The sequence below is a fragment of the Desulfovibrio biadhensis genome, from assembly GCF_055388615.1.
Map to the genome: position 1 here is coordinate 2,209,403 of NZ_AP042477.1, position 24,702 is coordinate 2,234,104.

The following is a 24,702-nucleotide window of genomic DNA, read 5'->3' on the forward strand; positions in this document are numbered from 1 at the left end:
CCTGGTTACTATTGAAAAGGCGCTATCTGGGCGAGTGCGGAAGTTTGCAGCTTAAAAAGCGGCAATAATCTGCGGGCTGTTGGGGGTGCACTAAATTGTATGTACGATAAGCTTGTGTTTTTTACCCGTATGGAGTTTTGTGCCCTCCTGTTGTTCCACTTTTGGATTATAATTTTATAACATGCTGATATTACGAATTAGTCTGTGCTGGATTAAACCAGTTGTCTGGTGTATTGTTCCATCTGGCGACAAAATTGTAACCAGTTGCTTTGTTGGGATATTTTGCTTAGGTTCCGAGCCGTTTTGCGAAAATAGACCGTTTTGGAATGAAAGCGTTTACATTCTAGCGGAATGTTTTCGGTTTGTCGTTTGGTTTGAATGGGCGGTTGAGCAGGCGCCGCATGTTGCCGCAGCTTCGTGTGCTTTTTTGCCCACCAGGAAGTGTTGGGTGCGTGCAAAATCTACAGGGCATGGCCAGCGAATACCCCGCTTATGGCTTGTGGCAGGCGGACTATTCACTCTGCAATCAAGTTGTAACTGGAATGTAACGCACGGCAGTTGCTCTGAACGTATAGAATTGGAAGATATATAATTTTTACGTTCCGCACCAAATCACCTAAAGATGGAGTCATGCCATGAAAAAGATCCTCGTATTTGCGCTGTTGGCGATGTTTGCAGTTGCCAGCACTGCCCAGGCCGAAACGTTGAAGTTGTTGACGTGGAAAGGGTACGCCCCTGAGAAGGTGGTAGCTGATTTTGAAAAGGAAACCGGCATCAAGGTCGAGATCACCTTTTCCAACAACGAAGAGATGATCGCCAAGTTGCGCGCCACTCGCGGCGCCGGTTTCGATCTGGCCCAGCCTTCCCAGGATCGTATCGCCTCGGTTCAGGAAAAGTACAACCTGTACCAGGCCATGGACTACTCCAAAATCGACAGTTCGCTGTTCATCCCCTCGATGCTGGAAGCCGTGAAAAAGAACACCAAGGTTGGCGACGCCTCTTACGCCGTGCCCTTCTGCTGGGGAACTTCCGCACTGATCGTCAACAGCGAAAAGGCTCCGGAAGCCGATTCCTACCTGGCGTTGCTCGATACCAAGTACAAAGGTCGCGTAAGCTACCGTCTGAAGCGCCCCACCCTGATCGCCATGGGGTTTGCTCTGGGGTACGATCCTTTTGCTCTTTACAGCCAGCCTGAGAAGTACAAGGAAATGCTTGACGCCATCGAGGCCAAGCTGATCGAAGCAAAGCCCGTTGTGAAGAACTACTGGGCCAACGGCGACTCCCTGCTCGAGTCCATGCGCTCTGGCGAAGTATGGGTTGCCATGGCTTGGGATGCAGGCGGATGGAAGCTGCATGCCGACAATCCCGCCATCGACCTGAAGGCTCCCAAAGAGGGTGCTCTGGGCTGGATCGACACCTTTGCCATTCCCGCCAAGGCCGAAAACGTGGACGCCGCCTACAAGTGGATCAACTTCATCATGAAGCCCGAAAACGCCGGCTACTTCACCAGCCAGGAGAAGTACGCCACTGCTTCCCAGGGCGCCATGAAGTTCACCGACAAGGAAGTGAGCGCCAACTTTGAGCGCACCTTCCCCCAGGCTGCCATCGACAACATCAAGTGGTACCCGCCTGTTCCTGCCCAGCTGGAGAGCATGGAAGGCAAGGTGCTCGACAAGATCAAGGCCGCCAACTAGTTTCGTAACCAGACCGGTAATGCAGGTGGTGGGTGTGATGCCCACCGCCTGCTTTCCACCACACCCAGTAAAAGAGCACCATGCCTAACGATCTTTCCGCCCGTAATGTTGTGAAACGATTCGGCAGCTTTACCGCCGTGAACGATGTCTCCTTCGATGTTCCCGAAGGCACTTTTTTCTCCATTCTCGGTCCTTCCGGCTGTGGCAAGACAACGCTTTTACGCATGATTGCCGGTTTTGATGAACCCACGTCCGGGGTCATTGAAATTCGTGGCAAAAACATGCTGGGCGTGCCGCCGAACCGCCGCCCCGTAAATCTGGTTTTTCAGCACCTGGCGTTGTTTCCCATGATGGACGTGGCCGAAAACATAGCGTTCGGCCTCAAGCGACGTGGCTGCAGTGCAAAGGACGCCAGGCAGAAGGTGACTTCCATTCTGGAGCGCGTGGGGTTGCCCGGATACGGTGAGAAAAAGATCCACCAACTTTCCGGGGGGCAGAAGCAGCGTGTGGCGATTGCCCGCTGCCTGGTGCTGGAGCCCTCCGTGCTTTTGCTGGACGAACCCTTGGGCGCGCTGGATTTGAAACTGCGGGAACAGATGAAGGTGGAGCTGAAAAAATTGCAGGGCGAGGTGGGCACGACGTTTGTCTACATCACCCATGACCAGTCCGAAGCGCTGGTCATGTCCGACCGCGTGGCCGTTATGAATTGTGGAAAATTTGAACAAGTCGGCACGCCCAAGGAACTGTACAGCGAACCCGCCACACCATTTGTCGCCCAGTTTGTGGGAGACAACAATACCTGGGAAGGCAAGGTGACCAAGGCGGAAGGGGGCGATGTGCAGATCACCACGCACGAGGGCTATGCGTTTACCGTCCGCAGTGCAGGGGAGCACGCTGTGGGAACGGACGTGACCTTGTTCCTCCGTCCGGAAGCCATGCGCATAGAGCCCCGCAACAAGGAAGAACTGAACAACTTTGGCGTAACAGTAAAAAACATTCTTTTCGATGGCGCCAACAGCCGGCTGCTGACCGCAACAGATCAGGGGCATGAACTTTTGGTGGCGCTGCCGCAGAATCGCGAGTTTGACCACATTACCCGTGGCGATAAGATAAGCCTGGGGTGGCACCCGGAATCCGGCATCGTTTTCAAGAAGGAAGCCTGATCATGAAAGGCACCAGGCTGACTTTGTGGGTATTTCTGGCGCCGGTCCTGTGTTGGCTGGTGCTGCTCATCGTGTTGCCGCAGATAGACCTGCTGGTGATGAGCCTGCGGGGGGAAAACGACTATGGCGAAATGGCCTGGACACTGCGCAACTACATGAATTTCTTTACCGAGCCCGTTTACTGGCTCACATTTGTGCGCACCGCCACCTACGCCATCATCACCACGTTCATCACCATCATCATTGGCCTGCCGGTCTCCTTTTACATTGCGAAGCTGGCCCGCAAACGCCTGCAGGGCGCGCTGCTGATTTTTCTATTGCTGCCGTTCTGGGTCAGCGAGTTGGTACGGGTATACGGATGGATGATTTTGCTGCGCGAATCCGGCGTCATCAACTTTTTTCTGCTCAAGCTGGGCATACTCGATAAGCCCATCGAGATGCTCTACAACGACGCCACAATGATAATGGGACTGGTGTATACATCCATGCTGTTCATGGTGGTGCCGCTGGTTTCCGTGATGGAAAGCCTGGACGACAGCCTCATCGAGGCGGCCCATGATCTGGGCGCCAGCAAATTCACCATCTGGCGCACCATTGTCATTCCGCACTGCAAGCCAGGCATCACGTCCGGCTCCATAGTGGTCTTCATGCTCGCCCTGGGCAATTACCTGACCCCGAATCTCATGGGCGGCAAAAATTCCCTCTGGTTCACGGAGCAAATCTACAATCAGTTCATTGCCAGCTTCAACTGGAACCAGGGTGCAGCTTTCGGCTTTCTGCTTCTTTGCCTCAGCTCTCTGATCATCTGGGTAGGGCTCAAGATTTCACGCCAGAAGCTTGGGGAGGTGGCCTCATGATCCGTTCGTTGCCCAGAAGCAAACCGTATAACTGGTCCTTCAACCTGTTCATCTTGCTCTATTTTACCTTTCTGTTCTCGCCGCTGGTGGTCACCTGCGTCCTGGCCTTCAATGATTCCAACTTTCCGGCTTTGCCGTGGGAAGGATTCTCTCTGGATTGGTTTTTGGCAAGCGGGCCAGATCGGGTAGGGCTGTTCCACAACGATCAGATTTTGCGCTCCATCGTGACGAGCTTTGAGACGGCCATCTGCGTCGCTCTCCTCAGCGTGGTGGTGGGCACGTGCGCCAGTTTTCTGTTCGAAAAGGAAAATTTCCGGTTCAAAAACGCTTTGTATTTTCTGATGCTGGCCCCTCTGGTCATTCCGGGAGTCATCCTGGGCATCTCGCTGTTGCTCGCGTCCAATACGGCCGGCACGTATGTTGATGTGCATCTGGGAGTTGATGTGCCGCTTTTTCGCCCCAGCTTCTGGCTTGTGGTGGTGGGGCAGTTTTCGTTCATCACCACCTTTGTGACGCTGGTGGTTTCGGCCAGGCTGCGCAAATTCGACACGTCGCTGGAAGAAGCCGCCCTCAACCTTGGAGCAACGCACTTCGGGGTCATCTGGCACGTTACCCTGAAATTTCTGCGCCCTGCCATTATAGGCGCGGGGGCCGTTGCCTTTCTCATGAGCTTCGAGAACTTCAACACCACATTGTTTCTCGTGGGCTCTGAGCCGACCCTGCCTATCAACCTGTACCTGCAGGTCAGGGACGGGAGCACCCCAGTCATTAACGCCGTTTCCCTGGCGCTGATAGTGGGCACCTCGGTCCTGGCGCTGGTCAATCTCTATTTCACCAAAAAAGTGGACTAAATGTTTTTCGATCTACTGCCAGGGGCGGGCTATGTTTGCGCCCATCGCGGTGCGCGCGCCCTTGCGCCTGAAAATACCATGCTGGCTGTGCGTCTTGCCTTTGAATCCGGCGCGGACTTCTGGGAACTGGATGTGCAAAAGACCACGGATGGCGCGCTGGTCGTGTTTCATGATGATTTTTTGGAGCGCACGACCGATGCGGCAGAACGTTTTCCCGAGCGCTCTCCTTGGTCTATTTACGATTTTACTCTGGAAGAACTGCGCTCACTGGACGCGGGCGCCTGGTTTATGCGCAAAGACCCCCACGGCAGCATAGCAAAAGGGGATGTCCCCCCCGAGAATCAGAAGCAGATGCAGGGGCAGCGCATACCCACATTGCAGGAAGCCTTGGAGTACAGCCGCGCATGTGGGCTGCCCTTCAATTTGGAGATCAAGGACCAGCTCAATACGCCCGGTGATTTGCGTATAGTATCGGAAGTACATGCCGCACTGGTGGAAGCGGGCGTCAGGGATATGGCCCTGGTTTCATCCTTCAACCATGACTATCTTCGCGAACTGCGCCGGGTGGACCCTGCTTTGCCCCTCGGCGCCCTTGTGGAGGACAGCCACCCCGAAGATCTGGAGAGGTATCTCGATGAACTGGGCGTGTGCTGCTACCATCCGGATTACGAGATAACCAGCCTGGAGCTGGTGCGTGACCTGACAGGCAGGGGCATCAAGGTTTCACCCTATACTGTGAATGATATGGACCGCGCCCGGGAGCTTTTGGACGCGGGGTGTTATTCCATTATCACCGATTTTCCGCACACCCTGCGCAAGCTGTTGGGCTAAGTCCGGCGTTTTTACGACAGTTGCGGGCGCCATGCTCGTAGCTGCTGGATTGTTGCGGCTTGTCGTCGCTACAATCTGGATGCCTGCCCAGTATACCTTACACCCAGGCCGGCAGCACCTGTTCCCACAGCATTTCCCCGGCAATCGCCAGCAACAACACCCCCATGATGATGTTCAGCACCTTGAAGATGGCCAGGCCTTTCACTCTGCGCCCCAGCAATGCACCCAGCGCGGCGTAGCTCATGGGGGCGCCGAATGCGAGGCAGGAGAGGAAGGCGGACCACAGGGCAATGCGCACCCCGTATATGCCCGCAGCAGGGAACTGTACGGTGGCGACAGGCAGCACAACCAGGAAGGTTTTGGGATTGGTGAGCTGCATGAGCAGACCGTCTTTGTAGTCGAGCAAGGCAGGGGCGCCGGCATTTTGTGTCACATCCACCTTGGCGGTGATGATCTTGTACGCAAGGTAGAGTATGAAGCCGCACCCCACTATGGCGACATAGGGCAGCATGCTCTGGTCAATGACGGAGCTGCCGGTGTAGCCCACCAGCAGTATCCAGGCCAGCATGCCGCTGGCTACGCCGCATGAGAACGGGACATGGTTGCGGAATCTGTTTTGCAGCCCGTTGTTCAGGCTGAGCACGTTCACCGGACCAGGGGTATACATGATGCTGATGGAAAAGAGGATGATACCTAACATGGAAAGCTACTTGGCGGATTGAAGTTGGTATTGTCTGGGCGTCAGGCCGTACACGCGCTTGAAGTGGCGGTTCATGTGGCTGACATCGAAAAAGCAGTAGTCCTGCGCTGCATCGATGGGCGCAGCGCCTTGCTCAAGGGCGTTTTTCACCTTGTTGACGCGGCAATTCAGAATATATTTGTGCGGGGTCAGGCCGAATTGTGCGCGGAACATGCGTATCAAATGGTACTTGGACATGTGCGCCACATCTGCAAGATCATTGATGCTTATTTCTTCCGCAATATTGTCGTGGATGAAATCCCGTACCCGCAAAAGCAGGGCGTCTTTTCTTTCCTGCCGGCGGGCGGGTTGAAACCGGCCGAATCTTCTGGTCAGGGTTTTCACTATTTCCAGGAGTTGCAACTCGTGGTCCAGCGCCGTTCCCCAATCGAGGGCGATATGGCGGGTGAGTGTCATTACCTGTGATTGCAGCAAATCATCCAGAAAATGGTGTTCCGGAATGCGCCATTCCAGGATTTTTTTGGCGCTGGCGCAATTTGCCAGGTGGTAAAAGTCCACGGCCGGCAGGTACAGCATTGTGTATTCAAGGGCCTGCTCGTCACCGGGATTGCCATTGTGCACGTCATGGGGGTTCAGCAGAATGAGATGTCCGGGGTAACTGCGGATGTAGCTGCCTTTGCAGGAGAAATCCTGCCTCCCCGCAAGGGTGACGCCTATGGCCATCTCCTCATGGGCGTGTTTGTCATAGGCAAAGTCGGACATTGCCGCATGCAGGGCGGTGACTCCGGGCAGGTGCCTGCTGGGTGTATATATGAAATTGTTGGGCTGCTGCATGGTCTTTCTCCAACTGAGTGCCATGGAAATACCCTAGCAGAAGGCATCGGACAGCGCTTGGACAAAATTGCTCTCTTGAAAAAAACCTCAAGGGGGTGTGCTTGACGTCTCGCCAGGGTGCTGCCAGAAGATGTATAGAGAGGAAGATTGGATATCACCCCTGTCAGCAGCGAGCCTATCAATGGAAAAGCCAGACGCCGCGATACAGTGTCGGGATTTGCACAAAACCTACGTCATGGGGGAAGTGGAAGTGCCCGTATTGCGGGGCATTGACGTAGATATATACGGGGGCGAATTGTCCGTGGTGCTGGGCGCTTCTGGTTCCGGCAAGACCACGCTTCTGAACATCATCGGCGGTATTGACCACCCCACTTCGGGGAAGGTGCTTTTTTCCGGGCGCGACATAGCGCAGATGAGCGACCGGGAGCTGACCGAACATCGCCGCAAAAATGTGGGGTTCGTGTTCCAGTTCTACAACCTAGTGCCCACGCTGACAGCGCTGGAGAACGTGCTTGTGTCCACAGAGGTGGCGGACGCGCCAATGGACCCGGAAAAAGCCCTGGAACTGGTGGGGCTGGCTGATCGCAAGAACCATTTTCCGTCACAGCTCTCCGGGGGGCAGCAGCAGCGCGTGTCCATTGCCCGCGCACTGGCAAAGAACCCGCGGGTGATGTTTTGCGACGAGCCCACAGGCGCGCTGGACGCAGAAACAGGGCGCATGGTGCTGGAGCTGCTCACCGGTTTGAACGACCGGTTGGGCACGACGATTGTGATCATCACCCACGCGGCGCCTATTGCGTCTTTGGCAACGCGGATTGTGCGTTTGACCATGGAAGGCGCAACCTCCCAGACAAATGAAAAACGCGCCCGCGCCGGGGATATTTCCTGGTGAGCGTGCTGCACGTCAAACTGCGGCGCGACCTGTGGCACAACAGGAGCATGCTGGCCGCCGTGGTGGCCATCGTCATGGTCGGGGTGGGGTGTCTGGTCGGCTTCTTGACCACGTCCCAGAATCTGCAACTGGCCAAGCGTGACTATTATCAGCGCACCTTTTTGGCGGATTTTTGGGTGGACCTGAAAAAAGCGCCCGTTTCGGAAGCCATGCGCCTTGCGTCTGTGCCGGGGGTGGCCAGTGTCCGCAACCGGCTTATGGCGTCTGTGACCGTGGATATGCCGGACCTGGCGCGCCCTTTGTCGGGTATGCTGCTTTCGATGCCGGAAAGACGGCAGGACGTGATCAACAACTTGCTGCTGACCAGCGGCGCCTGGTTTACGCCGGGGGGCAAGGACGAGGTACTGGTGGACGCCGGCTTTGCCACTGCCCGGGGGCTGATGCCGGGTGATGTGGTCAATCTCGTCATCCAGGGGGAGCGACGCTCTTTGCGCATTGTGGGCACGGCCATTTCTTCGGAATACGTGTACCTGATGCCGCCGGGCAGCCTTGCGCCACAGCCAGCAAATTACGGCGTCTTTTATGTGCCGCGCAACCTGGCCGAGGACGCCATGGGGTTTGAGGGCGCGTGCAACAGCCTGGTGGGGGTGCTGACCCCCGAAGCGCGCGAACAGCCCCAGTTCGTACTGGACAGGCTGCAACGTCAGCTGGAGCCTTATGGGGTGTTCGCCACCACGCCGCTTGCGTTGCAAAGCTCAAACCTGGCGCTGGAATCCGAACTTTCGGGCCTGTCCACCATGGCGGTGATGTTGCCCCTGGTCTTTCTTTCCGTTGCGGCACTGGTGCTCAATGTGCTGATGACGCGTCTGGCGGAGCAGCAGCGCTCCATAGTGGGGACGCTCAAGGCCCTGGGGTATGACAACTGGCGGATCATGGTCCATTTTCTCTATGTTGGGGGATTTGTCGGCTTTGCCGGCGGGGTGCTGGGGTGTGTTTTGGGGTGGCTGCTTGCGGCGGGACTCACCGAAACCTATCGCGGTTTTTTTACGTTTCCTGCCTTGGAGAACCGCCTCTACCCTGAACTTATGGCCGTGTCTGTGCTCACGGCGTTGCTCTTCGGCGTGCTTGGCACCATCAGGGGGGTGCGCAATGTGACACGGCTCGCGCCTGCTGCGGCCATGCGGCCGGCAGCGCCCATGGAAGGGGGAAGCGTTCCCCTGGAGCGACTGCCATGGTTCTGGAGGCGTCTGGGATTCCGCTGGCAGCTCAGCCTGCGTAATATTTTTCGCAATCGGGTGCGTACCCTGGTGGGCGTGTTTGCCGCGGCCATGGGTACGGCTCTGCTTGTCTCCACCTTTGGCATGGTGGATTCGCTGCAATACATGGTGGATTTCCAGTTCGAAAAAGTGATTCTGGCCGACTATACGCTCAGTTTTCACGACGAGTTGGATTACGGGGCTGTGTATGAGATGCACGCCACCCCCGGTGTGGAGCGGGTGGAGCCCGTGCTGGAAGTGACGTGCGACCTTGCAAATGGTTTTCGACGCAAAAAGGCGGTGATCAAGGGGGTAACGCCTGATGCGCAATTATTGCGCCCCCGCGATGCGTCCGGTGCGTATGCGAGCGTGCCAACCGCCGGACTTTTGCTTTCCCGGCGGCTGGCCGAAAGCCTGGACCTGAATCCCGGGGACAGCGTGGTGATGATACCCACCAAAGGGTTGCAGGAGCCGCGAAAGGTGCGTGTCGTTCAGGTGATCGACACCATGTTCGGCATGGAAGCCTATGCGGACTACAGCTTTTTGAACACGCAGATACACGAGGCGCAGGCGGTTTCGTCCCTGTTGCTGCGTACGCGGATGACCCCCCGCCAGCGCGAGGCCTTTCTGCGCCAGTGCAAGACATACCCCGGGTTGACCGGCATCGGGGACAGGACCCTGCAACGCCGGCTGATGCAGGTATCCTTTGTGGACAAGCTGGGCGCCATGGCGTTTCCACTCATTCTGTTCGGCGCCATCATTTTTTTCGGCGCCATACTCAATGCAAGCCTCATCAGCATCATTGAGCGCAAGCGAGAAATCGCCACATATCGGGTGCTGGGGTACACTCCCCTGGAAGTAGGCAACCTGCTGCTCCGGGAAAATCTCGTGGTGAATCTTGTGGGCATCGCTCTGGGGTTGCCTCTGGGCGCGTGGATGCTGGAGGGTATGGCCATGGAATACAGAAACGACATATACGCCATGCCGGCTGTTATCAGCAATGCAGGGTGGGCCTTTTCCGTGGGACTCGCCTTGCTGTTCGTGTTGCTGTGCCAGCTGGTGATTCAGCGCATCATTAACAAACTGCAGTGGAATGAAGCCTTGAGCATGAAAGAATAAACGCGGCATGTCCGCGGAGGATATTGATTTTTTACAGAGGAGGAAGTCATGGCCAAGGGCGCAAAAGCGTGGGTGAAATGGCTGATTGTCGCCTTGGGTATCACTGGGGGGGCAGTTCTGGCGATGCAATATATGGAAAAGGGCGCGCCAGTGCTGACGGAAGAGGCAACAACAGCAGAAATCCGCACCTGGGTGGAGGAGCGCGCGCGTACTTCACTGCCCCGGGTGTATAAGATGACCATGCCCATTGACGGGCGCGTATTCCCCATAGAGATAGAAGCTGGAGAAATGGTCAAGAAGGGGCAGCTTGTCGCCTCTCTGGACACCACGCCGCTTCTGGCCGCCAAAGCCAAGGCAAAGGCTGCGTTGGAGATCAATCAGTTCAATGAACTGGAGCAGACGGCCGCCATAGAATTCCAGCGCTGGATAGAAGCCGTGAGCCAGACCGCCCAGGCAGCAGAAACCATGACCAAGGCCAGCGACGCCCAGCTAAAGTTTTCGGACTGGTATACAAAATCAGTTGAAGATCTGGTCAAGAGCGGGGCATCCCCCAAGGAGCGCATTCTGCGCGCCGAAGCCGACAATGCCCAGTATAAGGTAAACGCCGCGGTGAACAGGCTGGTGGCGGAAGCCATGAATACGATCCGCATCGCCTCCGAATTGGGGCCAAAGTACGTGGACGAGTGGCTCAAGCGCAAAAGCCTGCAAACCGATGCCCTGCGACAGGCGCTGGCCAAGGCGGAAAGCGATCTGCAACGTGCCGAACTGCGTGCGCCGATAGATGGTGTGGTGTTGGCGCGTCATGTGGAAAACGAGACGGCCCTTCCTGCTGGCGCGCCCCTTCTGGACATAGGCAACCTTGATGCGTTGCAGATTACAGCCGATATCCTGACGCAGAGCGCTGCGCCTATTCGTGCAGGCCAGGAGGTGGACATCCTGGGGTTGAAAGCGGGCAGCGCGCCTGTGGCGGGAAAGGTGAAGCAGGTCAAACCCGAGGCCTTCACCAAGGTTTCGTCCCTGGGTGTGGAGCAGCAGCGCGTTCCGGTCATTGTATCATTTGACGCCAACAAGGCGCGCGCCAGATCGTTGGGGCTTGGCTATCGGCTGCGGGTGCGTATCTACACGGGCGCTGTAAAGGATGCCACCGTTGTGCCGCGGCTGGCTATTTTTCGGGATACCAGCGGCCAGTGGCAGCTTTTTGTGGTGCAAGCGGGCAAGGCGGCGCTCAGACAGGTGAATGTGGGGCTGATGAACGACGATCAGGTGCAGATCACCAATGGAGTGCGTTCGGGCGAGCAGGTCATTGTCTCCCCTCCAAAGAATTTGCACGATGGCGACACGGTTGCGGCAAAGGGGGTCTAGCCGAAAGAAGGGTGCGATGCTTGAAACAGGGAAGAGTAAAAAAAGGCTCCCGCGCGCTGCTTTGAACCAGGCGCACGGGAGCCGTACTGTTTGTATGGCCTTTTAGATCAGCCTTTCATCCGCTCTGTCATTTCGCTCAGGGTCCTTATCTGGCCCGTCAGATCGCTCACAACACGCTGCGAGTATTCCATGGCTTTTGAGGTCTCATTGGAAATCTCGTTGATGTCGATGATGCTCCGGCTGATTTCCTCGCTGGTGGCGGATTGCTGCTCTGCCGCGGTGGCAATGGACTGCACCTGGCCTGTGGCTTCGCTGACAAGGGTCACGATTTCTCTGAGTGCATCGCCCGATGCATTGGCAAGCTCTGTAACCCGGTTGGTGGTCTCCACCGACTTGACCGTGTTGTCGATATTTTTGCGGGCGCCTTCCTGAATGGCCTTGATTGCGTTGGCCACATCGCTGGTGGCGGACATGGTCTTTTCCGCCAGTTTGCGCACTTCGTCGGCAACCACGGCAAAGCCGCGTCCTGCTTCGCCTGCCCGGGCAGCCTCAATGGCAGCGTTAAGGGCCAGCAGGTTGGTCTGGTCTGCTATTTCATTGATGACGTTCATGATGGCGTCGATGTTTTCGGCCTGCTGCCCCAGTTGCTTCATGTCTTCCATCAGGGTGGTGGATTGCGTGGAAACCTCAGAGATGCCGGACACGGCGCGGTTGACGACATCGGCGCCTTCTTTGGCCATGTTCCGGGCCTTGTCCACGGCTTCCGCCGCGTTGCCCGCGTTTCTTGCCACTTCCAAAACGGTTGCGCTCATCTCTTCCATGGCAGTGGCGGTTTCATCCACGCGCTTGGATTGTTCATGGGCGCCAGTGTTTGATTGTTCGATTTGAACGGTCAGGTGCTCGGAAGCGGCAGTCACCGATTCCACCACCTTGTCCAGTTGCTCTGCTGCCTGAACAAGCTCCGCGGTCTTGGCCGCTGCGCTTTCCTTGGCTGTGTTGGCTTCCTTGCTGGCGCGTTCCGCTTCCTGGGCCTTGTATGCGGCTTCCTGTTCCTTTTGGGCCATGCCGGCGATGTTTTCGCGCAGGGCCACCGCCATGGCGGAAAGCGACTCCTGCAGTTCGCCAAGTTCATCGTGATGGGTCGCCTCAAGCTCCACGTTCATGTCGCCGGAAGCGATTTTTTGGGCGGCTTCCTTGATTTTCTTCAAGGGGGCTATGATGTTGCGAGAGACCAGCATGCTGATGGGAAGCAGGAAAAGCAGGATCAAAATTCCGGCTGCCGCTCCTTGGTACAAGATGGTCCGATTGGTGTGGGACATCATTTCCTGGCGTATTTCGGCGGCTTTTTCATCGATATTGTCGACGTACACGCCGGTGCCGATCCAGTATTTTGTGCCGGGAATCATGGTTGCGTACCCGAGTTTGGCGACAGGGGCGTCTTTGCCGGGTTTGTCCCAGGTGAATTGGACAAAACCGCCCCCGTTTTTGGCGGCTTTGGCAAGATCACGCACGGAGTATACTCCGTCATCGCCTTTGAGGTTGTTCAGGTCCTTGCCATGCAACGCGGGCTTGACAGGATGTGCCACGTTGGTGGTGTCCTGATAAACGTAATAATACCCGGAGCGGTCTTCTTCAAAAAAGGCGTCCTTGATCGTATTGCGGATAATTTCTATCTTTTCCTGTTCATTTTCTGTAGAGGCAACTGCCTTTGAAAGCGTTTCAGCTATGGAGTCAGTGGCTACTTTGATCTTCTCGCGTTGGCCCTGAAGCATGAGCTCTTGCGCCTGGGCAACTTCAATATCTGTCAATTTATAAGAGTAATAAATGTTTATGGCTATTATTGCCACTGCTGAAAACATGGCTATGAAGAAAAGCATAAGAAGTTTGTAACGAATAGATAAGTTATTCAAGGTATGTGCCCTCACTTTATATAGTCTGGTATTTTTTACTTGAATTTGTATACGGCAAAGGTGTGTATGCTTATGTGGAGATGCGATGGAGAGGAAAGAACTGCAACATCGAGCTGGGGAACTTTACGCAAGAGGTCTCCGGGGGGCAAGTAAAACTGAATTAAAACTTAAAAAAGTATTCAAAACGTCATAAACATTGCATAAATGCAACGAATGTGTCTGTTTCATTCCGTGGGACGAGGAAATGTGCAGCCGCATGCGTCTGGTGTCAAAAAATGTTCTTCACGCCTATTGCAGTGCTCGGGCATACATTGTCTTCAGCATCTCGAGGGGGACCTGGGAGTGCCAGTGTCCTGTGGCCCTGGCCAACAACCAGATGCAGGTGAAGGTCGCCACCGTTGCCGCACCAATAAACATCCAGTTCACCGGGCGTCCAAATACTTGGATCTGCAGCGCGCTGTTTTTGCCACATGCCTGAATGCAACGGGTGCACCCTACGCATTCGGCAGTGCGGACATTCTTTTTTTCCTGGATGCTTATCCGGGCAGGGCAGGCCCGTTCGCAGCTTCCGCAGTGCACACAGGCTTCTGAACGGTGCACACGAGTGATGCCAATCCAGGAAAGCATACCCAGCAGGGCCCCCAGGGGACAAAGCCAGCGGCACCAGGCGTTGCGAAAAAAGAGCGTCAGGATGGCCAGTGCGCCGAGGACCATAAGCGCTACAGAAGAGGGCGAAAGAAAAAAGCGCATCAGATGCGCATCCGCCGTCATGTTGTATTGACCGAAAAGAAACGAAGCCAGGGCGCGGCCGCTCATGCCGAACCAGATGGTGAAGACAAAGAAGGCGAGGGCCAGATATTTAGGCGCCAGCATAATTTTGCCAAGGAGCCGCGGCGGCGTGCGTTCCAGCTTTAAAGTGCGTCCCAAAGAGGAAAGCAGGTTGGAAACCAACCCCACAGGGCAGACATATCCACAAAAGCCTTTGCGCAAAAAGATCGCGCTGAGCAGGGCAAAGCAAAGAATGGCCAGGCCGGCAGGGTGCGCAGGGTCCCAGTTCCCCGTTGTCAGAAAATACTTCAACCCCATAAAGGCGCTGATGGGTAAAAAGCCTTCCACTCCGGCGGGTCTGGTGACTGGCGCCCCATCGCCACTCATGGCCCAGATACAGAATTCGTAAAAGAGCCAGCCAATGTAGAGACAGGTGACAGCGTATAGTGTCTGGAGGGATCGTTGCCAGATTGCAGGTGTGATCTTCTTTGTCATGGCCGGAGCCTACTGCCGGGGTGTGCGGTCGTCTGTCGGCAAACCGACAATGGAAAGCGCATTAACAGATGGTAATGTTTTTATATATTACTGACGTTAAAGAGTTTATTTTTGTGTCTTGGGGGCTGCCCCATGATGCGGCGAAGGCAGAATATTGAATTGGATCCATTAAAGAAGGGATATTCGCCGGTCGATAAGATAAGCAACGTGGCATGAACAATTGACCGGAGGCCCACTATGGATGGCGTTTCTGATGTCACTCAAGGCGCCCTGCAAACGGGCGCGCATTCATTGATATCGAAAGGCGCAGGAAGCATCGCACCGCAGCAGACGCCATATGAGGGGCTGGCGCCTCAGGATACTGTGGATATTTCTGCCGAAGCGCTGGCCGTGATCGCACAACCCACTATAGATGGGAGCGCCGCAACGCCTGCCCCTTCTCCATTGCCCGAGACCGGTGACCTGGACGGGGAGCACTATGTGGTCGGGCCGGAAGCAGTGCCCCCTGATCAGGAGCTTGAACTCGGGAGCTCCATTGCCGACCTGACCACCCGCTGGGGGCGGCATGTGACCGTCAATACCGTGGAAACAGGTAATGAAGACGGAACGACTACCAACCGGTACCTGCTCTCTATTTCAGGAAAGGAAGGGGAGCAGGAGCAGCGTTACTTCCTGAACAGCAGCACCATCATCAATGAAAGCGAAACTGGAGAGCTGTTTCTGGGCGCGTATTCGCAGAGCGGTGACCTGTCCAGAGACGATATTATCATCGCCCTCGGCTTTGAAAATACGATCGTGAGCGGTGCAGGCGATGATGTGGTCGTGGCTACCAGCGAAGTGTCAGATGTGAATATCAGTACAGGAGAGGGCGATGATACGGTGATCCTTTCCGGCTTGTTTGGCGGCAACGTCAACACAGGAAGCGGCGATGACCGTATCGAAGCAAAGAACATACGAAGTGGTGATATCCAGACTGGAGACGGCAACGATGTCATTGTTGCCGAGAATGTGGGCATTGCTTTGGACGAAGACACCTCCCTGCATATCGATACCGGCGCCGGGAATGACAAGATAAAGGCCAACTCCATTGGGACCGCCATGAGCGGTAATGCTTCCATTGATATTTCCACCGGGGCGGGAAATGACAGGGTGACGGCCAACTCAATTGCCAATCATGCATACGGTAATGCCGCTTTTCGCCTGGATATGGGCGATGGTAATGACCGGCTTTCCAGCGTGCATATAGGATCCTGGAACTCCGATAACGCCCTGGTGGATGTGAATACCGGCGGGGGAAACGACAGGGTAAACGTAAGCTGGTTCGGTGCTATGGGCGAAGGGAACGCCGAACTGAATCTGGCAATGGGGGGCGGTAACGACAAATTCGCCGCGTCCTGGGTCGGCGCCATGACAAAGGGCAATGCAGAAGTCAATGTGGACATGGGCACCGGAGACGATGCGTTCAACAGCAGTTGGGTCGGCGTAATGGGGCGAGACAACGCGGAAGTGAACGTTACTCTGGGCGAAGGGGATGATAGGTATAATAGCTCCTGGAGCGGATTCGGCATGTCCGACAATGCCAGCCTCAATATTTCAACAGGGCCTGGCAACGACTACGTAAACGTCAGTTGGCTCGGCACGACGCTTAGTGGCAATGCGCAGGTGAATCTGGATACGGGCGAAGGCAATGACTCTGTCTATGCCAGTTGGATAGGCACGTTCATGTCGGGTAACTCCAAAGTGGGTATAAACACCGGCGCCGGAGATGATTATCTTTCCTCTTCCTGGATTGCGACCATGCTTATAGAAAATGCCAGCGTAGAAATCAGCACCGGGACGGGAGACGATACGGTGTATGCAAGCCATTTTGGCACATATAACAGGGACAATTCCACGGCTTCCCTGGATACGGGCGCTGGTGACGACACTGTCATGATCGAAAGCCTAGGCAAAGGCGCACGCGATAATGCGCGATTCACCATCAATACCGGGGCAGGGACGGATTTGCTGCGCGTCGCCAGGATGTATGCAAGAACTGACAACGCAGAGAACAGTAATCAGCAACCACATAGCCACAAGCACAAGACGGAATCCGATTCCTGAGCTCAGACAACGTTTTTATAGTAAGAAGAAGGCCGTCTCATACTATGAGGCGGCCTTTTTGTTGGTTTCACAGTTATATGAGCGTCTGGCGTTTTACTGAAAATGACAAGGGCGGTAATGGCTGCTGCAATCTGGGATAGCGGCAAAAGACGCAGCAAAAAAGGATAAAAAAGGTCAGTAGAATGTTTTTAGGTTATTATTTGTAATAGCTATCGATAATTGGCTCCAATTTATTATAAATGTATGCATGGCCAATTTTGTTCATATGATAGTTGTCATCGGCATAGCCATCATTGGGAAAATCTTCTACTTGTATAAAATTGGTCTCGCTTTTCAAAATATCATTATATAGATTGATTTGGGATTCAATTCCCGGCGCTATGGCAGTGTGTTGTTTTTGTGGTGGTAATATTGCAATCGAATAAAATGCAGCACTATGAAAGATTTCTTTCATACTTTGAATGTTTTTTTCAAATTTTTTGGGGATTGTATAGTGTATCTTCCTGATGCTTCTTAATGTCTCTTTGTGCTTTTTTATAAAACGCATGAGGCGTAATTTTTTGAAAATGAATAGTTCGTAGCTCTTAAGCGCGCGTGGCGCACAATCAACAAGGCCACACTGTAAAATTACCATGTCGGGTGTGCAATGACAGTAGTATCGTATGGATTGCTCGAGGAGTGTCCCTGAGGTGGCTTTTCCTATGGCAAGATGAATAAAATTTATTTTTGGGAAACGATTTTTTAATAGTTCAACATAGATATCATCCCACTCGCAATTCTCCCAGGATTGACGTGGAAGCGATAAAGAGTCGGTTATTACAAAAACTCTCTTGCTTGGATGCATTAGTCTCCCCCAAAAGTTATGCATGTCCCCTATTTTTAATATTTGATTATCGTAGTGTGAATGTAAAGTCAAGTAGTAAATAATGCACAAATTTAAATGGATAATAGTTTGCAAAGGAATATGCACGCTAAGCGGCGGTTATCTGTTTGTAGCTTCGTTTTTAAGGGGATAATAAAAAGCAGTTTTCATCCATGAAGCGTGTAGAATATTTATTTTAAACCTCGGGAAAATGTAATTTGTATAACTTTTATGGGTATGGAGCTGATACGTTTACACAATTATCTGTTCTGTACACCTAAAGGCGCCATGAAGATGTCTGTTCTCGATTAGTATTATTATTGATTAGTGGAACTTGTTGTTCTGGAGGCGTCATTGCATGGGAGCCTTCTCTGCTCCTGCGGGCATGGATCTCGCTAGCTGCGATCACAATATGTTGCCTGGCAGCTCTCAAGGGTAGATCATGGCGACGCAGAAAGAACAGAGGGGCAAACTGTTCAAAAGCTTACTTTTTGGGGGTAAGCAGGCAGAAATGAAAAGCGTCTATTCCAGCACAAGCACGGGTTTGATGGCCGTTCCCTGTTCATGGGCTGCAAATGCTTCGTTGATGGCTTCGAAAGGGTAGCGTTGGACCAGCTTGTCCCAGGGAAAGCGCCCCGTTTTGTGGTGCTGCAGAAGTTCGGGAATGAAGCGTTGGGGCAGTGCCCATCCCGCGTCGGTTGATTCCCAGGATATGCCCTGCTGACGTTGCTCCATAGTGAGTTGGACGCTGCCGCCAATGCCTACGCCACAGGCCCGTGCCCCCGGCTTGAGGGTGGTTTGCAAAACGTCGAGTAATTTCCTGGCGCCTGAGGTATCAAAGGCGTAATCCAGCCCTCCCGATATCTCGTGGATGGCTGCCGCCAGGTTGGGTTCTTTTCCGGAGTCCAGGCAATGGGTCGCGCCCAGATTTCGCGCCATTTCCAAACGCAGGGGCAAACGGTCCACGGCAATGAGGGGGGCGCATCCCGCCATTTTTGCGGCCATGATGGCGGAAAGCCCTACGCACCCCACACCAAAGACGGCAAGGGCGCGCCCTTTTTCTGGGGTCAGAAAGTGCATTACAGAGCCGGCCCCGGTCATGACGCCGCACCCCAATGGCCCCATAAGGGATATGTCGGTGGTGGCGTCCACCCGGGTCACGCCGTTTTCATGGCATACGGTGTGGGTGGCGAAACCTCCCTGACGCAGTAGCGGGGCTACCGCGCGCCCCTTGTAGGAGAGCGGCGTGGTGCCATCCTCGCGGAGACCTCCGAAGAATGTCGAAAAATGGACGCACTCCCAGGTGCGCCCTTTGGTGCAGGGAGGGCATTTGCCGCAGTACGTGTAGTGCTGCACCACCTTGTCTCCAGGCTGCACGTGGGAAACAGCACTGCCTGTCTGCAGCACGACGCCACTGGTTTCGTGCCCCAGCACCATGGAGACTCCAGAACTGGAAGGCCGCATGAACAGATCGGTGTGGCAGACGCCGCACCCGGAAACCTTTACCAGCACTTCATCCGGTCGCGGCGGGTCAAGGTCGAGTTCGCGGGAGGTGAAAGCCGCAGTGTCATCGGGGAGAACGGCTGCCGTGATTTTCATGGGTGCGCCCTTGGTGATGTGGCTTTTGTGGTGCCTGCATACATACCCAAGCACATGGCATGGGCAAAATTAATTGGCAATGCCCGATACGGTGGCGATTCTTTACCATGCACTGCCAAAGGGTAAAAACAAAAAGCCCCGCGCAACCGGTTACGTTGGCTGTGCGGGGCGTATCAAGCTGTGTGCGGGGCGCGGTCAGGAATTATCCTGGCGCATGTGCTGGATGAGATTCTTGAGTTGTTGCGCCTGGTTTGAGAGTTCCATAATGGCTTTGGCGGATTCAGCCATGGTGCTGTTCGTCTCTTCGGATATCTGGTTGATCTCGCTGACCGCCTGATTGATTTCCTCGGATGCGGCGGACTGCTCCTCGCTGGCCGTGGCAATGGAAAGCACCTGTCCCGAGGTGCTCTGGGTCAATTCAAGGATACTCTGCAAGGTTTCCCCGGCTTGCCGGGCCTTGTCGCGGGAGATGTCCACCACTTTTACGGTTTCCGCCACCTGGTCGATGTTGGCGCGGGTGTCCACCTGAATGCCGCTTATGGCGTCCCCAACCTCCTTGGTGGCGGACATGGTCTTTTCCGCCAGTTTGCGTACCTCATCCGCCACCACGGCAAAACCACGGCCGGCCTCTCCGGCGCGGGCAGCCTCGATGGCTGCGTTAAGAGCCAGCAGGTTGGTCTGGTCTGCAATATCCGCAATAACGTTCATAATGTTGCCAATGTCTTCCGCGCGTTTGCCAAGACGGCCCATGCCGTTTTCCAGCTCGCCGGAAAGCGTATGTACGTTGCCGATTTCTGTTATGACATCGGAAACAACATCCGAACCATGCTTGGCGTGGTCCGTTGCTTCATTGGATGTGCTGGCGGCCTGGGATGCGCTTTGCGCCACCTCCAGTACCGAGGCGTTCATCTCTTCCATGGCAGTGGCGGTTTCCTCGGTGCGCTGGTTTTGTTTTTCCGCACCACTGGCGGACTCCTCGATTTGGGCGGACAATTCTTCTGAAGCGGAGGAAATTATTTCAACTATGTCCTGCAATTGTTCCGCAGCGTCGAGCATTCCTTCCTTTTTGGCTGTTTCCGCCCTGGCCTGGGCTACTTCGGCCTGCCGTGTGGCCTCCCTGGCCCTTTCGGTTTCCTGAGCGGCGCGCTTGCTTTGCTCTTCGGCTTCCGCAATTTTGCCCTTCAGCGAAGTCACCATGGTGCGCAAGGCTTCAGCCAGGGTGCCGATTTCATCTTTGGTCTTCACGTCCAGGGACAAGTCGAGCTTGCCGCTTGCTACGCCTGTGGCAAAAGACGTGGTTTTGCGGATGGGTGTGCTCAAGGAACGAGCCAGAAGGTAACCAACCGCAAGCATGATGACTGTTATGACAAGAGCTGCGAAAAGTGTTGAATTGGACACGGCTTTCTGCGTTTGGGCCAGTTGTTTCAAGGGAGCGCCGATGAACCACATGCCAACGGTTGTGCCCTTGGTGTTTATGGGCCAGTACGCTGTCTGGTAATCGGTCCCCAGGATATTGTTGCGTTGCAGGAAGGTTCTGTCCTCATGCAGAACGGTGCGTACTATTTCCTGATTGGCCAGCTTGGTGCCTATGGCGCGTTTGCCTTCCTTCATGATGGTGGTCATCACTCTGGTGTCGCCCTTGAAGACGGTGACATCGAGGTTCAAAAGCTCTTTAAGGGAGTCGACGAATTTTTCCGATACCAGGGATGTGCCAAGGGAAATCGTTCCTACGACGGCGCCGTTGCTTCTGACAGGGGCTGTTGCGCGCAGGCTGAAAGTTACAACGGTTCCGGAAACGACACCGGCATACACTTCGCCAGCAAGGGCGGCGGCAATATCCGGTTGTTGTGAAGCGTCTTCACCGAGTCGTTCGGAGTGCCCGCGTGCTATAACCTTTCCTGTCCCGTCGGTGATGGTGACAAAATCAACCCCGGTTTCTTTTTGAAACGTGCGGGCAAGTTCCTTGACCTTGGCTTGGTCTCCAGCAGCAAGCACCTGGCCCAGTTCTTCGCCTTTCGTGAAAATCGTGATTTCCGTTTCATATTCCGAAAGCAGGTTGTCTATGAACTCGTCAACGATGGAGTACATGGTGACGATATTCTCTTCGGCATTTTCTTCAAATCCCTTGGATAAAAAGTGATTCGCAGTGAAGTAAATGGAAGCGCAGGTCGCTATCACGATGAAAAAAGTCATGATCAGGATTTTGCCCATAATCGAAATTTTCATACCGCTCCCTCCATCGGTGCCGTGGAAGAGGAACGTAGCGTCGTGGCCCCCCTTCTTTTTGGGTTGTCACACAAGCCTGCAGGCGTTCGAGAATACGGCTGGATTATAATGGGAAAAGGGATGCTACGCCTAGCGTTTAACAAGAATGATGAGCAAGAAAGAATATGCAGTGATACACATGCTGTTTGTGGATAGTGGCGATGTGCTGGCATCAATGCCCTCGTGCGGGTCTAAAAGTAAAAAACTATACATAAAAAAGGGAAAACTCATTCCACTAAAAAGAATATTACATACAACAATACTAGTTTGAAGGCGTCCAAGCAAGGGGATTATAACAAAACTCCCCGTGTTTTCGATATAAAAGCGTCAGATATGCATGTCCAGAGATGCGATGAAGGACTGTGGCGTAGCGGGGTGTAGTCGGCGGCGTGGGGGGAAAGGTAAAGGAATTAGGGGTGAGGGTGTAGGCTTAAATAGTAAGTAGCCTGAAACAAAGGCTTTTCCACCAGTATAATGATCAGGGTGGGCCGCTGCCCGCAACGAGGAGTGTGCCCATGCACAGGGGAGAAAATAGCTGCCAAAGGCAGAAGGAGAGCGCTGCTGGCAGCGTGTGGAACGTGCGGTAATCCGACTACAGTTGCATGATGAGAAAGCAGACGCGTTCGCCAGGGGCGTATTCTGTAGCCGTATATATTGTGTCCACGGTGAATCCTCTGGACAGGTAAAAGTTCAAAGCCCTGGCGTTCTTTTCAAAGCAGTTCAAAGTGAGGCGGTTGTGCCCCGCCTGTGCGGCCTGCTGCGCGGCATGGCGTAGCAACGCACTGCCAACACCTCTGCCCATGAAGCAGGGGTGCGTCCATAGTTGCTCGATGTAGTCTTCTTTGCGCAACATCACCCCGGCGGGAGCGCCGTCCACTTCTGCCAAGACGCAGTTGCAGCCATCTTCGCGGGCAATTTCCGCAAAACGATCGTTCTCCAGGCTTTTGCGAGTGAATGATTCCGGCAGGAACAGCACATAGCTGGCCAGAAAAGAGTCCCGGATGATGTCGCGGACAATGGCTTCGTCGGCAGCATTCGCCTGGCGAATGGTTATCATGGTATGACTCCGGCTCTCAGGCTTTTTTCACGTCCACGGTGTTGTCATTCATGGTCGTGGCCTGGCCGATGTCCGACAGACGCTCGTAATGCAGTGTATTGGCCAGATTCTCGTTGGCCGATTGCCTGGAATCATATACGCCGGCGGCCGTCACCACACCTTTGCTCACCAAAGGCGTGACACAGGCGGTGAAGGGCACCTCTCCCTGGTCATTATGGGCGATGATACTGTCGCCATCTGCAATACCACGGGTTTGCGCGTCGTCCGGGTGCATGGCCAGGGACATGGCGCCGCGTCTCTTGATGAGGGCATCGCGCTCCAGAAATATGGAGTTCAGGGTCTGCGTGCTGGGCACGGCAACGAGTCGCAGCGGATATACGCCGCCATACGCCTCCTGGTATTGCGGCATGGGGGCGGCCAGCGCATCGTTTACAATCTGTATTTTGCCTGAGGGCGTTTGCCAGCAGGTATGGTCGGCAAAGGGAAAGGAGAGCAGCCCTCCTTTGCGCAGCGTGCTCCATTGCGCGTCCGTGATGGTTTGCAAGGCCGGCGTGGGGTGGGCCAGTAAATCCGCCAGCATGTCCTCCTCGCTGCGGTCGAAATGCTCTCTGGCGTATCCTGTGGCCGTGGCGAGCATCCTGAAAATATCCCAGTTGCTTTTACAGGCGCCAGGGGCGGGGATGATTTTGTATGCCGTGCCAAAGGTGCAATACCCGTAGGCACTGTGGCAGTCAGTGTGCTCCACGGAAAAGGTCGCCGGCAGGATTATGTCGGCATAGCGGGCCGTGTCGGTCATGAAGCGTTCATGCACCACGATAAACAGATCATCCCGTTGCAGTCCGTTTCGGATGCCCTGCTGCCGGGCAATCGACCCCACGGGATTGCACCCCCAGACATGTAGATACTCAATATAGGGGGCGCTTTCATCTACGCCTGGGTTTTCCAGCGCCGAGGCTACCTGGTTGATGTTTATCATGCGCGGCGGGCGGGGGCGCAGGTCCGGCCGCATGATGCGGTCCAGATCAATATAGTTGCCGCCCCCGGGGGAACAACCGCATAAACCGCCCCCAGGCTTGGACCATGCGCCAGTAAATGCAGAAAGAATGGTGATGCAGCGCACCGTCATGCCGCCGTTGCCGTAGCGGGAATTGCCGCTGCCCAGGATGATGGCGGGCGCTTTGGCAGCGCCATATTCTTTGGCCAGGGTGACGATGGTCTGTGCGGGCACGCCGGTGATGCGCTCGCCCCATTCCGGGGTGTAAGCGCCCAGGGTCGCCTTGAAGGCGTCAAAGCCTTCGGCCTCGCGCCGCAGAAACGCTGCATCGTCCAACCCCTCTGCTGCCAGTACATGCATCATGGCAAGGGCCAGCGCGCCGTCCGTGCCGGGGCGGACCAATACCACCGCATCCACGTGGGGTGTCATGTCCCGGGCGTCTGTCTCTATAAGCACAACGCGCTTGCCGTCTTTTCTGGCGCGGGCGATGTCGGGCATGCTCTGCAGCCGGGTGGCCTTCATGTTGCTGCCCCATACAATGTACATGTCGCTGTGGGCCAGCTCCCTGGGGTCGAGGCAGCCCGTCTTGCCCATCACGGCGGCGTAGCCCGCGCCTTTGGCGGAGGAACAGAGCGTTTTCACCAGCCCGCAAGCGCCCAGTGCATTGAAAAACGCCTCACCGCAATTGCGCTGGATGTGCCCCATGACGCCGGAATAGAAAAGCGGAAACACGGCATCGGGCCCGGCAGTCTCCATGGTGCGTTGCAACTGCTCCACAATGATCTCGATGGCTTCTTTCCAGGAAATGGGGGCGAATTGCCCTGCGCCTTTGCTGCCCGTCCGCCTAAGCGGCGTTACAATCCGCCTGGAATCATGGATGGATTGCTCGTAACGGCGCATCTTGTGGCAGATCAGCCCATAAGAAGGGGGCGCTTCAGCATCCCCCGTGACCTTGACGACCTTGCCCCCCTCCACCGTGACCAATAGACCGCAAGAGGCCGGACAATCATAGGGGCAAATGGATTTGTATGTCTGCATGCTGGGATAATCGTATTGTTTACCCCCCAAATTTTACAAGGGGCAGTTGTTT

At 55.0% G+C, this 24,702-nt stretch carries 18 protein-coding genes; 9 read left to right on the forward strand and 9 right to left on the reverse strand.

Annotated elements, in window-relative coordinates; translation table 11 throughout:
- Positions 1-635: 635 nt before the first annotated feature.
- From ACZ5EH_RS09610 to ACZ5EH_RS09630, 5 genes are all read left to right on the forward strand, one after another.
- The gene (locus ACZ5EH_RS09610) at positions 636-1,694 is read left to right on the forward strand and encodes an extracellular solute-binding protein (protein WP_464277907.1); all 1,059 of its coding nucleotides are present in this window, start codon (positions 636-638) and stop codon (positions 1,692-1,694) included.
- Positions 1,695-1,774: 80 nt separating this feature from the next.
- Positions 1,775-2,857, forward strand: coding sequence for an ABC transporter ATP-binding protein (locus ACZ5EH_RS09615; RefSeq protein WP_464277908.1), 1,083 nt, complete (start codon positions 1,775-1,777; stop codon positions 2,855-2,857).
- A 2-nt stretch (positions 2,858-2,859) separates the two neighbouring features.
- On the forward strand, positions 2,860-3,714 hold the full coding sequence (locus ACZ5EH_RS09620) for an ABC transporter permease (RefSeq protein WP_464277909.1): 855 nt from the start codon (positions 2,860-2,862) through the stop codon (positions 3,712-3,714).
- Positions 3,711-4,565 carry an ABC transporter permease gene (locus ACZ5EH_RS09625; protein WP_464277910.1) on the forward strand — a complete coding sequence of 285 codons (855 nt, stop codon included), beginning with the start codon at positions 3,711-3,713 and terminating at the stop codon, positions 4,563-4,565. The genes ACZ5EH_RS09620 and ACZ5EH_RS09625 overlap by 4 nt, the downstream gene beginning before the upstream one ends.
- The gene (locus ACZ5EH_RS09630) at positions 4,566-5,396 is read left to right on the forward strand and encodes a glycerophosphodiester phosphodiesterase (RefSeq protein WP_464277911.1); all 831 of its coding nucleotides are present in this window, start codon (positions 4,566-4,568) and stop codon (positions 5,394-5,396) included. It abuts the gene before it with no gap.
- A gap of 97 nt (positions 5,397-5,493) precedes the next feature.
- Here the strand turns inward: ACZ5EH_RS09630 and ACZ5EH_RS09635 are convergent, their stop codons facing one another.
- Both ACZ5EH_RS09635 and ACZ5EH_RS09640 read right to left on the reverse strand, forming a co-directional pair.
- Positions 5,494-6,096 carry a LysE family translocator gene (locus tag ACZ5EH_RS09635; RefSeq protein WP_464277912.1) on the reverse strand — a complete coding sequence of 201 codons (603 nt, stop codon included), beginning with the start codon at positions 6,094-6,096 and terminating at the stop codon, positions 5,494-5,496.
- Between the two features lie 6 nt (positions 6,097-6,102).
- Positions 6,103-6,930 carry an AraC family ligand binding domain-containing protein gene (locus ACZ5EH_RS09640; RefSeq protein ID WP_464277913.1) on the reverse strand — a complete coding sequence of 276 codons (828 nt, stop codon included), beginning with the start codon at positions 6,928-6,930 and terminating at the stop codon, positions 6,103-6,105.
- Between the two features lie 181 nt (positions 6,931-7,111).
- On the opposite strand from ACZ5EH_RS09640, the gene ACZ5EH_RS09645 reads away from it, so the two are divergent.
- From ACZ5EH_RS09645 to ACZ5EH_RS09655, 3 genes are read left to right on the forward strand one after another with little or no spacing between them, the layout of a single operon-like run.
- Complete coding sequence (locus tag ACZ5EH_RS09645) at positions 7,112-7,822, forward strand: ABC transporter ATP-binding protein (RefSeq protein ID WP_464277914.1); 711 nt, start codon at positions 7,112-7,114, stop codon at positions 7,820-7,822.
- Positions 7,819-10,197: an ABC transporter permease gene (locus ACZ5EH_RS09650; RefSeq protein WP_464277915.1), complete on the forward strand. Its 2,379-nt coding sequence runs from the start codon at positions 7,819-7,821 to the stop codon at positions 10,195-10,197. Before ACZ5EH_RS09645 ends, ACZ5EH_RS09650 begins: the two co-directional genes overlap by 4 nt.
- Before the next feature lie 48 nt (positions 10,198-10,245).
- Positions 10,246-11,559 carry an efflux RND transporter periplasmic adaptor subunit gene (locus tag ACZ5EH_RS09655; RefSeq protein WP_464277916.1) on the forward strand — a complete coding sequence of 438 codons (1,314 nt, stop codon included), beginning with the start codon at positions 10,246-10,248 and terminating at the stop codon, positions 11,557-11,559.
- Between the two features lie 107 nt (positions 11,560-11,666).
- Here the strand turns inward: ACZ5EH_RS09655 and ACZ5EH_RS09660 are convergent, their stop codons facing one another.
- Entirely contained in the window at positions 11,667-13,331 is a 1,665-nt protein-coding gene (locus tag ACZ5EH_RS09660) for a methyl-accepting chemotaxis protein (RefSeq protein ID WP_464277917.1), read from the reverse strand.
- A 426-nt stretch (positions 13,332-13,757) separates the two neighbouring features.
- Positions 13,758-14,732 (reverse strand): 4Fe-4S binding protein, encoded by a 975-nt coding sequence (locus tag ACZ5EH_RS09665; protein WP_464277918.1) that lies wholly within the window; start codon positions 14,730-14,732, stop codon positions 13,758-13,760.
- A 237-nt stretch (positions 14,733-14,969) separates the two neighbouring features.
- Between ACZ5EH_RS09665 and ACZ5EH_RS09670 the strand changes: the two genes are divergently transcribed.
- Positions 14,970-16,835, forward strand: a complete 1,866-nt coding sequence (locus ACZ5EH_RS09670; protein ID WP_464277919.1) for an autotransporter outer membrane beta-barrel domain-containing protein — start codon at positions 14,970-14,972, stop codon at positions 16,833-16,835.
- Between the two features lie 196 nt (positions 16,836-17,031).
- Here the strand turns inward: ACZ5EH_RS09670 and ACZ5EH_RS09675 are convergent, their stop codons facing one another.
- The 5 genes from ACZ5EH_RS09675 to ACZ5EH_RS09695 form a co-directional block, all read right to left on the reverse strand.
- A complete protein-coding gene (locus ACZ5EH_RS09675) occupies positions 17,032-17,679 on the reverse strand; it encodes an SGNH/GDSL hydrolase family protein (RefSeq protein WP_464277920.1) in 648 nt (215 codons plus the stop codon).
- Positions 17,680-18,219: 540 nt separating this feature from the next.
- A complete protein-coding gene (locus ACZ5EH_RS09680) occupies positions 18,220-19,296 on the reverse strand; it encodes an alcohol dehydrogenase catalytic domain-containing protein (protein WP_464277921.1) in 1,077 nt (358 codons plus the stop codon).
- Positions 19,297-19,491: 195 nt separating this feature from the next.
- Positions 19,492-21,522 carry a methyl-accepting chemotaxis protein gene (locus ACZ5EH_RS09685; RefSeq protein ID WP_464277922.1) on the reverse strand — a complete coding sequence of 677 codons (2,031 nt, stop codon included), beginning with the start codon at positions 21,520-21,522 and terminating at the stop codon, positions 19,492-19,494.
- Between the two features lie 631 nt (positions 21,523-22,153).
- Positions 22,154-22,618, reverse strand: a complete 465-nt coding sequence (locus ACZ5EH_RS09690) for an N-acetyltransferase family protein (protein WP_464277923.1) — start codon at positions 22,616-22,618, stop codon at positions 22,154-22,156.
- Between the two features lie 16 nt (positions 22,619-22,634).
- Positions 22,635-24,650: a molybdopterin-containing oxidoreductase family protein gene (locus tag ACZ5EH_RS09695; protein ID WP_464277924.1), complete on the reverse strand. Its 2,016-nt coding sequence runs from the start codon at positions 24,648-24,650 to the stop codon at positions 22,635-22,637.
- Positions 24,651-24,702 lie beyond the last annotated feature (52 nt).

Excerpts from the sequence above, each read along its gene's own strand:
- ACZ5EH_RS09610 (WP_464277907.1), top strand. The coding sequence starts at position 636 with ATGAAAAAGATCCTCGTATTTGCGCTGTTGGCGATGTTTGCAGTTGCC.
- ACZ5EH_RS09615 (WP_464277908.1), top strand. The coding sequence starts at position 1,775 with ATGCCTAACGATCTTTCCGCCCGTAATGTTGTGAAACGATTCGGCAGC.
- ACZ5EH_RS09620 (WP_464277909.1), top strand. The coding sequence starts at position 2,860 with ATGAAAGGCACCAGGCTGACTTTGTGGGTATTTCTGGCGCCGGTCCTG.
- ACZ5EH_RS09625 (WP_464277910.1), top strand. The coding sequence starts at position 3,711 with ATGATCCGTTCGTTGCCCAGAAGCAAACCGTATAACTGGTCCTTCAAC.
- ACZ5EH_RS09630 (WP_464277911.1), top strand. The coding sequence starts at position 4,566 with ATGTTTTTCGATCTACTGCCAGGGGCGGGCTATGTTTGCGCCCATCGC.
- ACZ5EH_RS09635 (WP_464277912.1), bottom strand. The coding sequence starts at position 6,096 with ATGTTAGGTATCATCCTCTTTTCCATCAGCATCATGTATACCCCTGGT.
- ACZ5EH_RS09640 (WP_464277913.1), bottom strand. The coding sequence starts at position 6,930 with ATGCAGCAGCCCAACAATTTCATATATACACCCAGCAGGCACCTGCCC.
- ACZ5EH_RS09645 (WP_464277914.1), top strand. The coding sequence starts at position 7,112 with ATGGAAAAGCCAGACGCCGCGATACAGTGTCGGGATTTGCACAAAACC.
- ACZ5EH_RS09655 (WP_464277916.1), top strand. The coding sequence starts at position 10,246 with ATGGCCAAGGGCGCAAAAGCGTGGGTGAAATGGCTGATTGTCGCCTTG.
- ACZ5EH_RS09660 (WP_464277917.1), bottom strand. The coding sequence starts at position 13,331 with ATGCTTCAGGGCCAACGCGAGAAGATCAAAGTAGCCACTGACTCCATA.
- ACZ5EH_RS09665 (WP_464277918.1), bottom strand. The coding sequence starts at position 14,732 with ATGACAAAGAAGATCACACCTGCAATCTGGCAACGATCCCTCCAGACA.
- ACZ5EH_RS09670 (WP_464277919.1), top strand. The coding sequence starts at position 14,970 with ATGGATGGCGTTTCTGATGTCACTCAAGGCGCCCTGCAAACGGGCGCG.
- ACZ5EH_RS09675 (WP_464277920.1), bottom strand. The coding sequence starts at position 17,679 with ATGCATCCAAGCAAGAGAGTTTTTGTAATAACCGACTCTTTATCGCTT.
- ACZ5EH_RS09680 (WP_464277921.1), bottom strand. The coding sequence starts at position 19,296 with ATGAAAATCACGGCAGCCGTTCTCCCCGATGACACTGCGGCTTTCACC.
- ACZ5EH_RS09685 (WP_464277922.1), bottom strand. The coding sequence starts at position 21,522 with ATGAAAATTTCGATTATGGGCAAAATCCTGATCATGACTTTTTTCATC.
- ACZ5EH_RS09690 (WP_464277923.1), bottom strand. The coding sequence starts at position 22,618 with ATGATAACCATTCGCCAGGCGAATGCTGCCGACGAAGCCATTGTCCGC.
- ACZ5EH_RS09695 (WP_464277924.1), bottom strand. The coding sequence starts at position 24,650 with ATGCAGACATACAAATCCATTTGCCCCTATGATTGTCCGGCCTCTTGC.